The sequence below is a fragment of the Arenicella chitinivorans genome (assembly GCF_014651515.1).
GTDB lineage: Bacteria > Pseudomonadota > Gammaproteobacteria > Arenicellales > Arenicellaceae > Arenicella > Arenicella chitinivorans.
Map to the genome: position 1 here is coordinate 21,672 of NZ_BMXA01000001.1, position 15,953 is coordinate 37,624.

The following is a 15,953-nucleotide window of genomic DNA, read 5'->3' on the forward strand; positions in this document are numbered from 1 at the left end:
GTTCTCAAGCATCAGTCAAATCACCGCTTGCTAATTGATCGAGTATTGTTATACTTATTACTATGTATTGCAAAGTATATTGTTTAAGATAGTATGGCTGACAAGAAGCTGGATGGTAAGTGGGATGCGCAGTTCAGAAAGGGGGCGCTTGATTTAGCGGTGCTCGCTTGCTTGAAACAGCAAAGGATGTATGGGCTCCAATTGCTCAATCATCTGCACAAGTACGAATCCTTATTGATACCGGAAGGCACATTGTATCCATTGTTAGATCGCCTAACACGAGAAGGATTGGTAACGGCCAGTTGGGTTCAGGATGGGGACAAACGACCACGAAAATATTTTGAACTCACGGCGATAGGCAATGAAAAACTGGTTTTGCTTGCCGCACGATGGCGCGAGACCGTTGCTGACATTGAGTCGTTACTCCAACAGTCGATGTAACGGAAGATTTTGGTAAATGAGAATGAATGCGCAAATGAAACAAATTGATCGATATTTAGCGGACCTTACAAAGTACCTAACTCGATTAGAGCATGATCGTGTTGGAGACGTGGTGGCGGAAGTCAGAAGCCACATCCTCGATGCGTGTGAGGCAGAAGACGCTGAAATGGGGTCAGTCGATATTGATGGATTGCTTTCAAGGTTCGGGGAGCCGAGATTGTTGGCAGCTCGCTACACAGAACACGTACTAACCGGCGCACCCTTGCCACGCGGAATGCATGCGATTCAAGTCGTAAAACGCAATGCCAAAAAGGGATTAACCGTCGGCATGTTCGTGTACGGGTATGGTGTGGCGCTTGGGATCGTGGCGTTGGCAATTGTTAAGCTGCTATTCCCCAGTCAGCTTGGTGCTTGGTCCGCAGCGGGCGGTGAGAGTTTGACGATCTCATTATTTGGTGCACCGGCGGATCAAGGCGCAGAGCTTTTGGGCTATTGGCTGGTGCCGATCATGTTAGGCATAGCGGCGGTGTTGGCGTACTTTACGACGCGTGTCATATCTGAGCTTAAACGGGCAGAGTAGTGCGAAATCAATTGAGTCACGCTCGGATGATCCGAAGGTTGGCCAGTGCATTACGAAACTTCCTGTTGTCATGTCTGGCGTTGGTGGCGATGATGTTGGTCATCGCCTACGTCGTTGGTGCTGATATCCACTACGGCGATAACCCGCTGGCAAGCAAAGTAGGTGATGAGGGGCCGCATGTGTTCTACCAAGGCGACAACGTTGTGGTTTCATACATTCGAGGGGGCAAAGAGTCCGGATTTAGCATTGAGTCCACGACTTATCCCGCCGACTCATCAATCTCTGCAGAGGTTCAATTTCCACTAGATGGCTCACGCTTTTCGGTTGAGATACACCCGGATGTCGGAATGCCACCACCGTCGGAGTATCAAACGACTGCCCCAATCCTTGTCATTTCAGACGTAGAAAGCAATTTTAAAGCGATGCGCGATTTTCTAATCGCACAAGACGTTATCACGACTGAGTTAAGCTGGGCGTTTGGCTCAGGGCACCTCGTGTTAACCGGCGACTTCGTCGACCGAGGTTTTTCGACGACGCAAGTATTATGGTTGATCTACAAATTAGAGCAAGAAGCCGCATCCGTTGGCGGCAAAGTGCATTATATTTTAGGTAACCATGAAGTAAAAAATCTGCAAGGGAACTATCTAAAAGCAGCCTATAAATACACCTATATTGCGGGTATTTTAGGTTTACACCAGCATGAATTATTTGCAGATTCAGCACTGTTGGGGCGATGGCTCGCGTCTAAGAATGCTGTTGAGAAAATCAACGATACGCTGTTTCTACATGGTGGGATAGCACCGCAGATCGCGGCTCAGAATTTAAGCCTGAGCCAGATCAATAACATCGTACGAGCAGCCTATCGGACACAGTATTTTAATCAACCCGAAGAAGAGACCAAGCCTGAAGATGTGCTGAACTCTACGACGCTTGGCGTGGTGTGGTATCGTGGATTACTTGCCGGCAAGCTCGTGCAGACTGACGTAGATCAGGTTCTGGCGGCCTTTGACGTGCGAGCGATGGTGGTGGGGCACACACCACAGCACCGTGTTAGTTCACTCTACGAGGGGTCGGTTTTCGCGGTCAACGTGAAGCACCCGACGGATTATCGCGGCACATTTCCGTCTCGTCGGTCAGAGGGGCTCTATATTCATAATCGGCGTTTTTATCGGGCGCTGGATGATGGTCGGCGTCTACTGTTGTGATGGGCTACTATTTAGCGGTTTGCTTTCGGAGTGAGTCGATCCAGCGTGGATGGTAGTCCGGTTCGAGATGGCCACGTCGCGACTCGCAATGAAAGCTAAGGTGGAATCACGGGCAAGTGTCATTACGGTGAGCGAAACAAAGCATCTCGTTCACGGTCTAAGTGCCCTGTTTATCGAACTTGATTAACAATGGTGGTAACACTAGGTAATCAAAAACCAGAGCGACAACGACCGTCAGTGCGGTTAGGCCACCGAGGTAGGCGTTGAGGTTAAAATCCGAGAAGCACAATAAGCCGAATCCAATGGTGAGTACGAGGGTGGTTACAAAAAGTGCGCCACCGACATTGCGCATGGTGTAGTCGATGGCATCCTCTGGTGTGTAGTTTTTGTGCAGTCTGGCGTAGCGGTATTTGCTAATGAAATGCACGGAGTCATCAACAATGATGCCCAGAGTGATGCTGAATACCGCCGCGACCGCCATGTTTACGTGTGCGATTGTCATGCCCCAAATGCCGATGGCGATCAGTGCTGGAAAACTATTGGCGACCAGGCTGATCAAGCCGTATCGCAGAGACCGCAGTGAGGCCAATATTGTTAGAGTCACACCCAACAGGGCGAACAATGCGCCCCAGATCATACCGCGGATGTTTTCTTCACCCAAAGACGAAAACATCATGCGAATACTGCTTCCGCGGGGGGCTGAAAGTTGCAGGTCTTGGGTCAGCCAATCGGCAGCGGCGGACTCCAGCTCCAAAAAGTTACCGGTACTGGTCTGGCGAACGAAAGCGGCGACTTTGATGGCGGATTTGTCCATGTTGGTGAGTGTATTCAGGTCCAGGCCATAGGGCAGCGACAGTTCGTACAATAGGTTGTATTGCGCTATCTGTGCCGAGTCTTCGGGTAGCTTGAACTGATCTGACTGGTCGTCGTGAAAGTTAGCGTTGATTTTCTTGATGACTTCCACGTAGGAAATCACAGTTTCCACGTTGTCCTGAGTGCGCAGCCACGACGCAAATTTGTCTGCGCCGTGTAGAAATTCGGGTTGGTAGATGCAGTCGGGTGTGCCGCAATCCAGCGTAAAATTGATATCGTTGATGCCCGGCAGGCTGGTTTGCGAAAAATCCACTGCCATGCGATACGGGTTGTGTGTTTTAAAATAACGGGCTGGGTCGTCATCAATTTCGTTTTGCGGGATAAACGCCAGGCACACCACGGTGGTGACTGTCGCGATGCCGAGCGCCAGTGTTTGGTGTTGAATAATCCAGTTCGATGCTCGTGTTAGTGTGCGGTCTTTACGGGTGACAGGTTTCGCTGAACGAATAAACTTCACGGCGATGGCTGGCAGTAGCGTAATCGTCATCAGCATCGCGTACATCACACCAAAGGCACACAGGCTGCCAAGGTCTCGAAATGGTGGCGAAGGCGAGAAATTTAAGGTCAGGAAACCGACTGCCGTGGTCAGGCTGGTGATGAATACTGGCTGCAGGTTAATACGCAAGCTGTGGTGCATCGCTTGTTCGGGTTCGTCGCCTTGACTCAGTTGGTCGAGATAATTCGCCAGTACGTGGACACTGTCGCACACGGCGATGGTCAGAATAATGATCGGCGCGACCATATTGACCATGTTCATTGCAGCGCCAAGCCAGCCATTTAATCCAATACTGGCCACAATCGCGAACAGGATGACGCCCAGCGCCGCCACGATACTCACCGCAGATCGCAGCAGGATTCCCAGAATGATCACGATTACCAAGAACATCACCGGTATCAAGCTTGCGGCATCGCGGTCAGACGCATCCGCCAGGCGTTGATTGATCACGGTTTCGCCGAGCAGGTGGACGCTTAGCTCTGGGTAATCTGCACTCAAGGCCTGTTGTAGTGCTTCGCCGTAGGCCACCACATCACGAATCGCCGTATCACGTGCCAACAGCATGTTTACACGTTCACTGTGGGATGCTGAAGCGTGCGGGTAAGCGGGTAGCTCAACTGAGACATTAATTAATGTGCTCTTACCATCGGCTGCAATGATTCGATTGCGCAGCCGTGGTTCATTGGTTGCGATGTTTTGCAAACGCTCAAGGTCGGACTGGCTTAATGGCTCCGGTTCAAGCAAGAGGTCTGCCACTACCAAATCATCGTTTTCTGCGTAGCTGTGCTGAAAATTGGTGAGTGAGTCGACGCGAATGGCAAACGGTGTGGACCAAGCACGCTCGGTGATATCAAACACAGCATGTAACCCAGCCTCGGTGAATATCGTTGGCGCATCTTTCGGCGTGAGCAATAATACCAGGTTGTCGGTTTTGGTGAACTCAGACTGCTGCTGCTCATGGGCGACCATTTGCGCATCGTCAGCATCAAAAAACACATTGTAGTTGGTGTTCAGATAAAGATTCTTAGCACCGAGGGCGAGCGCCAAAGTAAGTAAAACACTGGCCAAGGCCAGATAATTACGGTGTTTGACCAACCATAATGCGAGTGTGTTTTCCATTTGATGTACTGTCTGTGTGGTGATCGTTAGGCCGTGCGTTGTTCTGCGACTTTGTAAAGCTGTTTGTAATCGAGTTTGCCATTGGCGTTGTAGGGCAACTCATCGAGTGCGACGATGTCACTTGGAATCATATAGGTTGGCAAGTCTTGTTGGCACGCTGCTCGAATCGCCTGTGTATCTAACGCCTCACCTCGTACGAATGCGATTAAGCCCCGGGCTTCGCCAATATCGGAGACTGGGTACGCAATCACACCGAGCTCACCGCGATCGGTAAGGTTGCGCAACACGTGTTCGACTTCCTGCAGTTCGACACGAAACCCGCCAACCTGTACCTGCCGGTCGGCGCGGCCGTGGTAAACCAATACCGCATCATCGCGCAAGGACGCCACATCGCCGCTGCGATACCAAGGTGTTTGGTTGGCGCGCTGATGGAACGCTTTTTCGGTCAGGTCATCGCGCATCCAATAACCCGCAAACACTTGATCGCCACCCAGACAGAGCTCGGCTTGGGGCTGCGCGTTGCCAGCTGCGTCCAGCAAGCTAATCTGATTGGTACCGAAAGGTTTGCCGATTGGCACCACGCTGTAATCGGTATCCGCGTCGCTGTATTCGTGTGCCGTGAAGGCGATCGTCGCCTCGGTCGGGCCGTATAGGTTGATCAACGGTCCAGAGGCAATTTTTTGCCATTGCTGTGCCAGTGTCTGCGGTAGCGCCTCGCCGCAGAAAAGACTGCAACGCAGAGACGGCAGGACAAATTCGCTGAATTTATCGCCGAGCAAATCTTTGGCGGTTAGCGCCAGCGACGGGACTGAAAACCACACGCTGAGTTGTGCTGATTTAGCAAAGTGAAGCGGCATCAACATCCCGGCTTTGGTGGGCGGACACAAACAGGCACCATTTTGCCAACACACCATTAGATCGTGCACCGACAGGTCAAAGGTAAAATCGAAGAACTGCGAAAAACGATCATCTTCTCTGAACTCAAATACCGTACAAATATTATCCAGATACGCCAGCAAGTTACCGTTCGAGACCGGCACACCCTTGGGTTCGCCTGTGCTGCCAGAGGTAAATAGCAGGTAGGCCAGGTCGTCGAATCTTGGGTCCATCGAGACCCGCTGGTCACGCTCAGCAGGATGCAGAACGGAGGTCAGTGTGTGATGTTCGTCATGGTCGATGACCAGAATGTCTAATACGCCACCCAGTTGTGTATTCAAACGGGCTGCGACCGCTTCAAACGCGGCATCCACTACCAGCAAGCTGGTGCCGGAACGCTCGAGAATCGCGAGGTTTCGTGCATCTGGATACTTTACGTTTAACGGAATATAGGTCTGACCACTCAACAGAGCACCGGCGACCGCGCGGTACCCGTTGAGTGACTTATCGGCCAGCACGCCGAGCGAGCCGGTATGGCCACACGCAGACAGCGCATCCGTGATGGTGTCCTCCAGATTGACCAGCAACTCAGCGTAGGAATAGGTCGAATTTCCCAGGCTGAGTGCAGCGTTCTGAGGGTAGTTCGCCAGTGCCTTGATTAGAACATCACGAGCGACCGACATGAACCTTGTCCTCACTGGCCATCGATTGGATTGGCAGGTGTTTGCTCACAAACGCGACCACCATATCGCCAACTTCCTGGTCTGTGTACTGCGCAAAATGGGTCGCATTCTTGGCTATCTGCAATTCTGCGTTCACTAGCCGTGCTGCCAGCCCGCGTGCGACATCGATATGCGTTACCTCGTCTTCTTCGCTACCGTATACGAGAACCTGGTGGTTGATGTCTGCGGTGTAGGCATCTTGTGGCTCCTCGAAGTTGCGGTACAGCATATTGGCATAGCGATACAGTGACTCCGGGTCTTTGAACGGTGCACTGGTCATGTTCATCAATTCGGGATCCAGGCTGTTCAACATGGTGCCAATACTGCCTTGGTCCTTGAGGCCAACCTTGGTGGTGTCACCATAGATTAAGTCGCAATAGAGTTTGGCGGCAGCGCGCGTTTTGGCCATTTTAGGGAACAGCGAACGCAAGCTTTGCTGGTAATCGGTTTCCTGAATGTCGTCGCCTGTCAGCGACACGCCGCTGTTCAGCAACACACCGCATGAGAAACGCTCGGGATATTCACGCAATGCCCGCAAGCACACTTGCGCGCCACTACTCCAGCCGACCAGCGCACATTGCTCGATACCAAATTGGTCCAGTATCGCCAGCATATCTTTAACATGCGTGAGTGAGTCGCACTTGTCTTCTTCAAACGCTTGTGTGGTATCCGGTACCCAACGTGAATCCCAGGTAAGAAAACGATATTGTTTGGAAATGGTACGAGAGATGGGCACGGTAAACTGTAGCGGCATCCCATACGCGTTGATGAACATGACTGCGGGTAGGTCTTGATCTCCACGCGCATACGCGTTTAGGCGTTGGCCATCCCAGGAGGTAACTTCCTCGGTCTCGAATTCGAGTTGCTCTTTGAGTTTCTCCTCGATTGATAGCTCAACCCGGAAATTCGCCATGCATTCGTCCAGCAGCGGAATATCAAATTCGGTCTCGTGTTTTGGCAGACTGCGTGAAAAAATCTTAGTGGAATAGTAGTAGCCTTTGTGAAATTCGGTGCCTTTGTCGAATACCAACTCCAACGAAGTTGGCGCGCTATCACGTTTATCTACTAGATCAAGGCTTTCAACACCGATCGCGCGTTCAAACGAACGCATGGTTTCGCGCGAGGTTAATGTCGACGCACTGGCAAGGTGGTAGACGTGCTGGTTGCCAAAGTTAATCGACTGCAAATACATCATATCCAGCACCACCTGATCGACTGCGATCAGATTGAATGTCGTGTGGGCAGGAATCTCAAGGCGAATTTTTTGGTTCAGCTTGGACAGAATTTCGCGGATATCAAAGAGACCTTCTACAAAACTATAGGCTCCAAAACGTGTACCACCGCTTTTTCGACTCTCCAGCGGGCCCATGATGATCGACGGCCTCAATATGTTCCAGTCCAGTTGGTTTTGTTCACAGAAGCGTTCCACGGTTTTTTCGGTGAGGAACTTGCTCTCTTCATAACAGTTCGCGAAATTCTGGGTGCCATCATGCACCGCTTCGGCGACCTCATACTGCTTGTCGCCTGCGGTATAGGCCGTGGAGATGTAGACGAAACGTTGAACACCGACCAGTTTAGCGACACTCATTAACATCTCTGTGCCCTGCACATTGGTGCGTATCAAGCGGTCCCGATGTTTGGGTAAAAAGCCCATGTCTGCCGCGCAATGCCAAACATGATCGATTTCAGCGGTTTGCAGCGCCTGCATGTCGGCGGACTCGATGCCACAGTTAGGCTCCAGCATGTCGCCCAGCACACACACGATGCGGTCACGGAGTTCGTCTTCGCTCGGCAACGGCATGGCATAGGATTCCGCGGCTAATGTGAGCGAGTCCAGAATACGTTGCCAGCCGGCGGCTTTATCTTCAGCGCGAACCAACAAAAATAATTTACCCGGTGTTTGTAATCTCCAAAATACGAAATGGCCACCGAGAAATCCGGTAACGCCGGTAATCAATGCATTGGCAGGTTGGAAAGTTTGGTTTTCAACTAATTGGTAAAGGGTAGGGTATTGGTAGGTCATGGTATTCATCCTGTAAGGTCAATCAGTGTGCTGAGTGGTCATGCTCGGTTGGAATCTGAGTGCCTGCTCCGTCACTGTGGGTCTGTGTTTGTGTGATCTATTGAAAGAAGTTGGTTTTAACTTTGGTTAGTGAACGTGTGGACTCCAGCAATTCCTCACCGACCTCGATTTCTTTGCCGCTCAGCTCTTGAATCATGAGCACGTATTCGACGAAAAATAGGGAGTCGAGGATTCCCGAATCGACCAGGTCCTGATCTAAACTAAAATCGACGGGAAGCTTTTTTTTGGTGATCACCCAGTCAACAAGTTCTTGATATTGCTCAGTCATTTTCGTCTCCCGGAAAATTTAGGGTAATGCCGATTTTGACGAAGGCCGCGTTGGCGCTCTTGAGAATGACGTTTTTGTACAAGCTTTGTCGTGCTGGATGGTCAATCAAGTAACTGCGAATCTTCATTGGGCTCTCAAGTCCGGCGTCGCGATACATTGATGGGTTGTACAGTGCGTTGTAGTTCACGAGTAAGGTTTTTGACAACTCGTGTGTCGCGATTGCCACGTCCTCATCGTTGGTCAATGCATCCGCAGCGAGTTCACGTAGTACGCGTCGGCCAAATGTGATGTGGCGTGCCTCGTCGTTGTAATGCGCTTCGTTGATGCTGCGCACGAATGGGTGGACGCGTTCGTCCTTATGGTTCTGGATATTGAAATAGTGACCGATCTCTTCAAATAACACGATGCGAGCAAACACCAGAAAATGATGCAGTGGTTTACTTAAGGTTTTCTCCTCCACCGGAATCGCAATTGATGGGTAGATCTTTCCAGCGTACGCGCGACAGAACTTTTGGAAATACCACATGTGCTGGTTTTCTTCGTTAATAAAATGGTAGAGGTACTCCTGCGCATCGCCTAACTTGAGCTGCTCCATCACATTGGTCATGTTCTCAATCAGCTCTCGTTCTCCAAGCGTATTGAGGCTGAACGAGTTGACACACTCCCATTTAGCAAGTCGGATCAGCTCGGCTTCGGTTAATTCGTCGCGCTTATCGGTGTGCGCGACGGACAGTGCATCGGGCGAAAACCAGTACTGGTCCTCCTCCAATGTTTGGGGCCAATCAAAATATGCAAACGCATTGATACCTTGACTGACAGAATTGGCGATCAGCTTGCTGGTGACCGCCTGAAATGCTTGACTACTCATAAGATTCCTTAACTACTGAGTTTGTGTTGGACGCAGCAGGTGATTGCGCGCGTCAAAAGCGTCTGTCCTGGATTCAGTCTGAATCGACAGCCAATTGATGTGATTAGGTTTTGATCATCGTATTTTCCCCCTGTGGTACGTTTGATGCCCTCTCATTGCATCGTGGGTATGTGTTTGCTACACCTAAGTTAGTTCAATGAATGACGAGACACGCTTGCACGGACTTGATGGGCCAGCTGAACAGCCGGGTCAAATGGTTGGTGGTGTGCGTGATCTGACGGATGACTAAATCCGCACGCACATCCGGTGCGAGGTTTGCTGTTTTGTGCGCAGCGTGTGGGCGTGCATTGTGCACCGCTGGTCTCGCACAGGGTCTCGTGACGATACCCATAATCGAGTGTGATCGAATCATTGCCTTGGTGGTGGTTAGGTTTTGACGCGAGGTCAATGAGCCGTATAAATAGGGTTGCTCAGCGCCTCGGGATAATTATTATTATTTTGAAGCAGGGATGAAACTTGCAGCCATCCCTAGTTCGTTATTCATAATAGGACGAAGTTACTGGACAAATCAAACAATAAAAGGCGATTTGTTGGACACTGTGCGTGATAAATGTCACGTAACTCTGAGCTTTGAAATCCGCCAGACCCCTGATGTCGATTGGTGTTGCGGGTCGACAATCAGGGGCTAGCAGGGGGACGGTATAAGCTCACGAAATGTTCGAGATTTGATGGGGTTTTGTTATTCCAGTAATTGGCCGGGTGGGGGCTTAGCGCTGAGCGCGCTCGCTGAGTAGCGCAGCGAAAGTGCGCACGCCAATTTCGATAGCGGACTCGTCAACTTGAAAATTAGGTGTATGTGGTGCGGCAATGACGCCTTGTTGGAAGTTTGATCCACCCAAGAAGAAGTATACGCCGGGAATCTTCTGCTGGAAGTACGCAAAGTCATCGGTCATGAAAGGCAGCACGCCGTAGTGAGTACCAATTTCGGTGTTGTCACCCAGATTCAGTAAGTAAGCACGTGATGCCCGGGTGAGCTCTTCGTTGTTGGTGACCGCAGGTACACGTTGACTAGCGTTGATATTTATTAAGCGGTCAGCGTAAGGAGACTTGGCCAATTTCGCCTTGAGGTCTATGATCACGGTTTCCAAGTCATCGGTGTTGGTAGTGAGGAAAGCAGTTCGAATCGAGAGTTGCTGGTTGGTATCTCGGGTTTTGGCCGATTGTGACAACAATAAGTAGTCTTTGTACACGGTATTCGGATTGGCAACACCGTATTCTGGGTGTAGGTAGTTCTCAGGTTTCCACAGTTGAATATCGGTGTTTGTTCGCAGTTGTCCAGCGATGATTTGGTCAATTAATGCCGTAATCTCCGCTGTATTTTCATTGCCGTTAAAGCGGATTTCTAGGTGATGCCAGTCAGCAAAAACCATGTTCGGTTTGGCGGAAATAACCCCAACTTGCAATGGCGACACGTGTGCACCATAGATTTCATCTGCGTGCATGAGATCCAATGCGCCGTCATTGATCATAGCTTGGGCTCCGTGCAATGTTTCCTCAGCAGGTTGAAACAAAAAATAGATATTACCGGCGAGTTCTGCTTTGCGTTCGGACAATACTTTGGCGATTCCAAGCCCAATCGTGGTGTGAACATCGTGCCCGCAGATGTGTCTTTTGCCTTCTATACCGGACTTAAAGCTGACTGGATCTGGTTCGTCTGAATGCATGGCGTCCATATCAGCTCGCCAGACCACGGTCTTGCCAGGTTTGCTCCCTTTTAGTAATCCAATAACACCATGGCCACCAATGTCTGTGGTGACCTCCAGGCCGAGGCCGTCTAAATAGTCGGCTACTTTCTGCGCGGTACGAACTTCCTCACCAGCGACTTCGGGATGGCGATGGAAATCGCGTCGCAACTCGATAAGTTCTGATTGTATGTCGGCCGCTCGCTGAGCGAATGGGTTTGACTTGGCGTCGTCCTTAGCCTGACTCAGAGCGGGCGTGACTGACATGGTTAAGGCGAGAGAGAGTGTTTTTAGTAATTTCATGTTGAGCCTGTTCGGTTCTGTGTTTTCGATGAGCCAAGTTCAACAGGATTGGGCGTGCAAAGCGTTCAAACTTATAAGATTGAACCTTTTAACGCTGTAAATAGGCACTTTCTAGTCGCTCCGTGGGGCTCTCCAACCGCCAATAAATGCAAAGCCCAATCATAAAATCATGAGCGCTCTTCAATCTCACCATCGCCATCGAGACTTTCCCGCATCGCTTGAAGTGCGATGGGCGCGTTTCGATTAGGCGGGCTTAAAAAATTCCCTAGCAAGAGCGTATGTTTCTTGCAGTAAAGCAGAACTATGAAGTGGCAAATAGTTAGGTATGGCTAGAATGCCTGGTCGTGATCGCCCTGGTTCATAGTTGACATCACTCAAAAGATCGACGGCGAGGTACATTTTCGAGGACAATGTGCGGCTTGCAATTTGTTCCGAACATCATTCCGGTTTTAAGTGTATGTCGATACGAGAATTTACGGCCTTTGTTGCCATACTGATGTCCCTAGTGGCGATATCCATTGATGCCTTGCTGCCCGCCTTTGGGGTGATGGCTTCTGCGCTCGATGTGTCGGACCCAAATCGAGTGCAACTCGTTATCAGTGCACTTTTCTTGGGACTGGCGATGGGGCAGCTCGTGTGTGGCCCATTGTCCGACGCTTTCGGCCGCAAGCCTGTTCTTTTTGTAGCATTGAGTGTGTACTTCGTTGGCACGGTGGTGTGCTATCTCGCCTCGAGTCTTGAAATGCTGTTGCTCGGACGCTGGATTCAGGGTTTGGGCGTAGCAGGTCCGAACATTGCCGCCGTTTCGTTGGTGCGTGATCGGTACAAAGGCCGCGAGATGGCGAGGATTATGTCGTTGGTAATGATGATTTTTATCATGGTGCCAACGCTGGCGCCAGCACTGGGCCAGGCGATACTCCTGATTGCAGACTGGCGGGCCATTTTTGTGTTGTATTTCATTTATGCCATGCTGATTCTCGGCTGGATTTATTGTCGCCTCTCTGAGTCTTTGCCGGCCGATAAGCGTATTCCATTCCGAGCAGCGAGGCTGGCAGCAGGCTTTAGGGAAGTGTTATCAAACCGAAGTACCACCAGCTTAATGGTGTGCATGGGTATGGTGTTCGGCTGTTTGATTGGCTACATCAATTCGTGTCAGCAGATCATTCAAGTGCAGTTTGGGGCGGGTAAGATGTTCAGCGTGTACTTCGGTATGCTCGCTTTGTTACTGGGTGTGTCGTCGATGTGCAATTCACGACTGGTTGAGAGACTGGGTATGCATTTCATTGCGTCACGTGCGTTCAGCATGATTGTTGTTTCGTCTTTCACTTTCTTGGTGCTGCAACAATTTATAGATATTACCTTGTGGATGTTCTTGCTCTACGCCGCGACGCTGTTTGGAAGTTTCGGTTTTATCTTCGGCAATTTGAATGCCATGGCGATGGAACCGATGGGGCATCTGGCGGGGATTGCTTCGGCCGTTATCGGGTCGACATCGTCCTTAATGTCAATCTCACTTGGCACACTGATCGGTCAGCTGTATGACGGCAGCGTGATGCCAATTACGACGGGTGCCTTGATTCTCGGTTCGCTGGCCTGGTTGTTGTTGCAGTATGCGAATGGCCACAAACAGCTATCCGAATCAGTGCCGTCCTAGCAGGTTAGTGTCCATACCAGTCTTTTAGCCTTACCGAGGCTGGAACCGGGTGTGCAGAGCGCCTAAAATGCAAGCTCGTTGCAGAACAATCAACCACAGAGGAAAGGTATGGACGTTCGTTGCATGGGGGGTTGGTGAAGACACAAGTAATGATGGTGTGGCAATGGTTGTCACTGGTTTCGCTACTGGCACTGAGCTTAGCACTTCAGACTGCTATTGCTGACGGTCTATCAGAGGGCGTCTACACGGCGGCTGAGCATGACCACCGACCACCACCTAAATATCCGTCGCAACTCGAACGTTCGGGCAAGCCAGGTGCGGTGGCGGTGAGTTACATGATTGACGAAGCAGGTAAAACCTACGATGTAAAAGTTTTACGCTCTACCCATGTGGGGTTTGAGAAATCTGCGGTCGAGGTGGTTGAACAGTACACTTTTTCGCCAGCATTGTTGGCCGGGCAACCGGTCAGAAGTCGCAAGAATTCGGTAGTTTATTATGAGATGGCAGGCGTCGATCGGACTAAGTTGAGTGCCGAATTCCAGCGGCATTACCGATATCTAATCGGGGCGATGGAGAAGGGAGAGACTTCTGACAAAAAGTTTAAAAAGCGATTTGAACGAGGCTACAACGCGGTTCGGTCCCCTTGCGATTACATTTATTACTATCTCGCCCAAAGTCATTATTATCAAACCAAGCAATACGATGACCGGCAAATAACTGCGTTACGTCATCTAAAATTATACGAAGCAGATGTGGATAAGGATGGATGGTGTTTGACGCCTAAAATGCACACCTCAACTACCTTGGACTTAGTCGCACTGCTATACATTCATAGCGACGTCGGCGGCGCGACGGCTGAATTTGAACGCTTAGTTAATCGTCGATTGATCGAAGTTGATCAATTCCTACTGCCGGAACTTAAGCAGGTGGTCGACAATCCGGCAAGATTGTTACCAACGCAACGGAAGATCACCGTCGGTGGTCGAGGTTTTCACGTGATCGAATTGTTTGCTAACCGCTTTTCAGTAAGCAGATTTACGAATGACGTTGATCAACTCAAGCTGGAATGTGACACAGGTGAGCAGGTGCTTGACCCTGAAGTCGAGTCACACCGAATCGAAGCCCCGTTGAGCGGCTGTCAGTTAGTCGTGCGTGCGAAACCCGGAACTCAGTTTCAGTTTGCTGAGATGTCAGATTAGGCTGGAACTTTAACTTGATTCGCTAACTGTAAGCATACCAGGCTACAATAATGCCATCGGTGGCATTATTGGTCTGGGTATATGCCACCAAGCAATTTCAACTTGGTGCAAACGAATGATAAAACGCCTGTTCTTAATCCTGGTCTCTCTATTTTCGATGCTGGCGGTAGCCGAGAATAATCCGTATCGTGATGATGTGCTTTGGGTGGTGACGCCGAATCAAGCTGACTGGTTATACGCCGTGAATGAACCAGCTGGCCTCGAAGTTCGCGTATTTCGCTATGGCATGCCAGTGCAAAATTTGACGCTTGAGTACGAGGTTGGTCCAGACATGCGTGACGCAGAGGTTCAGGGTCGAGCCGTACTGCAAGATGGCGTTACCACAATCAATGTCGGCACGCGCTCTGCCCCAGGATTTAACACCATACGGTTAACGGCAGAGATTGATGGCCTGACCTATGAGCATCATATTAAACTTGGCTTTGAGCCGGAGAAGTTAAAGCCTGTAACTCAGCGGCCAGCTGATTTCGATGCATTCTGGCAGGCCGAGGTGAGCAAAGCGCGTCGCGTGCCGATGGTGGTTGAGAAGACGTTTGTTCCAGAATTCTCCAGCGCATTGGTGAATTGCTATTTGATTCGACTTCAGGCGTACGAGGAGGGTAATTACATTTACGGATACCTGACCGTCCCAAACCGGCCCGGAAAATTCCCTGCGGTGTTCTCACCTCCCGGTGCCGGTATCAAACCGATGACACCAGAAAAAGATATCTTTTATGCGGAATCCGGGATGATTCGCTTTGATATGGAAATCCATGGAATTAGGCCGGATCTAGAGCGGTCTCGTTACGAGGAAGTCAGCCGCGCATTCGGTAAAGGGAATACCGGTTATCTGGTCAACGGCCTGGATAATCGCGATAACTACTACATGAAGAAGGCGTACTTATCGTCTTTGCGGGTACTGGATTTTTTGACCACTCTGCCTGAATGGGACGGCAAGAATTTGATTGCGCAAGGTACCAGCCAAGGGGGGGCGCTGGCGTTGGTCACCGCGGCTTTGGACCAACGGATCACAGCGTTGGCTGCGAACCATCCGGCATTGGTTGATATGGCGGGTTATATGAAACCGGGCCGGGCAGGCGGGTATCCCCATCTGTTTACCCGTTTTAGTGGCATGGATACAGAACAGAAACTCACGACCCTGGCGTACTATGATGTGGTGAACTTCCTACCTAGTATCACGGTTCCAGTATTTATGTCCTGGGGTTACAACGATGAAACCTGCCCACCAACCACCAGTTACGTGGCATTTAATACGATCCAAAGTGAGAAACAGGCTTTAATTACCCCAGCCACTGAGCATTGGATCTCAGCCACTACTCGCAGGGCAATCTTTGATTGGGTTCAGGCCGGACTCAAGTAGGCTGCGGTTTAGTGGGTATACTTTGCCTGACGTGCACGAATCCATGACATGTCCGCCAATACCCTTTTGGCCGTGCTGGCAATACAGCGTTGAGTGGTCATTCG

Annotated in this window: 12 protein-coding genes; 6 read left to right on the top strand and 6 right to left on the bottom strand. The window is 50.5% G+C overall.

The genetic code is table 11. The annotated features are described in order from the left end of the window. The first annotated feature begins 93 nt into the window (after positions 1 to 93). From IE055_RS00100 to IE055_RS00110, 3 genes are read left to right on the top strand one after another with little or no spacing between them, the layout of a single operon-like run. On the top strand, positions 94 to 441 hold the full coding sequence (locus IE055_RS00100) for a PadR family transcriptional regulator (RefSeq protein ID WP_189397973.1): 348 nt from the start codon (positions 94 to 96) through the stop codon (positions 439 to 441). Between the two features lie 34 nt (positions 442 to 475). Continuing rightward, positions 476 to 1,021, top strand: a complete 546-nt coding sequence (locus tag IE055_RS00105) for an HAAS signaling domain-containing protein (protein ID WP_189397974.1) — start codon at positions 476 to 478, stop codon at positions 1,019 to 1,021. A gap of 26 nt (positions 1,022 to 1,047) precedes the next feature. Next, complete coding sequence (locus tag IE055_RS00110) at positions 1,048 to 2,226, top strand: metallophosphoesterase (protein ID WP_189397975.1); 1,179 nt, start codon at positions 1,048 to 1,050, stop codon at positions 2,224 to 2,226. Between the two features lie 157 nt (positions 2,227 to 2,383). On the opposite strand, the gene IE055_RS00115 is transcribed toward IE055_RS00110, so the two are convergent. The 6 genes from IE055_RS00115 to IE055_RS00140 all read right to left on the bottom strand — a co-directional run bounded on the left by IE055_RS00115 (position 2,384) and on the right by IE055_RS00140 (position 11,576). Continuing rightward, the gene (locus IE055_RS00115; RefSeq protein WP_189397976.1) at positions 2,384 to 4,714 is read right to left on the bottom strand and encodes an efflux RND transporter permease subunit; all 2,331 of its coding nucleotides are present in this window, start codon (positions 4,712 to 4,714) and stop codon (positions 2,384 to 2,386) included. A gap of 26 nt (positions 4,715 to 4,740) precedes the next feature. Then, positions 4,741 to 6,273, bottom strand: a complete 1,533-nt coding sequence (locus IE055_RS00120; protein WP_189397977.1) for an AMP-binding protein — start codon at positions 6,271 to 6,273, stop codon at positions 4,741 to 4,743. After that, positions 6,257 to 8,335, bottom strand: a complete 2,079-nt coding sequence (locus IE055_RS00125) for an alpha/beta fold hydrolase (protein ID WP_189397978.1) — start codon at positions 8,333 to 8,335, stop codon at positions 6,257 to 6,259. Before IE055_RS00125 ends, IE055_RS00120 begins: the two co-directional genes overlap by 17 nt. A gap of 97 nt (positions 8,336 to 8,432) precedes the next feature. Then, positions 8,433 to 8,663, bottom strand: coding sequence for a hypothetical protein (locus tag IE055_RS00130; RefSeq protein WP_189397979.1), 231 nt, complete (start codon positions 8,661 to 8,663; stop codon positions 8,433 to 8,435). Continuing rightward, positions 8,656 to 9,531, bottom strand: coding sequence for a diiron oxygenase (locus IE055_RS00135; RefSeq protein WP_189397980.1), 876 nt, complete (start codon positions 9,529 to 9,531; stop codon positions 8,656 to 8,658). The genes IE055_RS00130 and IE055_RS00135 overlap by 8 nt, the downstream gene beginning before the upstream one ends. A gap of 767 nt (positions 9,532 to 10,298) precedes the next feature. Further along, complete coding sequence (locus tag IE055_RS00140; protein ID WP_189397981.1) at positions 10,299 to 11,576, bottom strand: M20 metallopeptidase family protein; 1,278 nt, start codon at positions 11,574 to 11,576, stop codon at positions 10,299 to 10,301. A 457-nt stretch (positions 11,577 to 12,033) separates the two neighbouring features. On the opposite strand from IE055_RS00140, the gene IE055_RS00145 reads away from it, so the two are divergent. The 3 genes from IE055_RS00145 (at position 12,034) to IE055_RS00155 (ending at position 15,849) form a co-directional block, all read left to right on the top strand. Further along, positions 12,034 to 13,230 carry a multidrug effflux MFS transporter gene (locus IE055_RS00145; protein ID WP_189397982.1) on the top strand — a complete coding sequence of 399 codons (1,197 nt, stop codon included), beginning with the start codon at positions 12,034 to 12,036 and terminating at the stop codon, positions 13,228 to 13,230. Between the two features lie 134 nt (positions 13,231 to 13,364). Continuing rightward, positions 13,365 to 14,429 carry an energy transducer TonB gene (locus IE055_RS00150; RefSeq protein WP_189397983.1) on the top strand — a complete coding sequence of 355 codons (1,065 nt, stop codon included), beginning with the start codon at positions 13,365 to 13,367 and terminating at the stop codon, positions 14,427 to 14,429. 115 nt (positions 14,430 to 14,544) lie between these two features. Beyond that, positions 14,545 to 15,849 carry an acetylxylan esterase gene (locus IE055_RS00155; protein WP_189397984.1) on the top strand — a complete coding sequence of 435 codons (1,305 nt, stop codon included), beginning with the start codon at positions 14,545 to 14,547 and terminating at the stop codon, positions 15,847 to 15,849. Positions 15,850 to 15,953 lie beyond the last annotated feature (104 nt).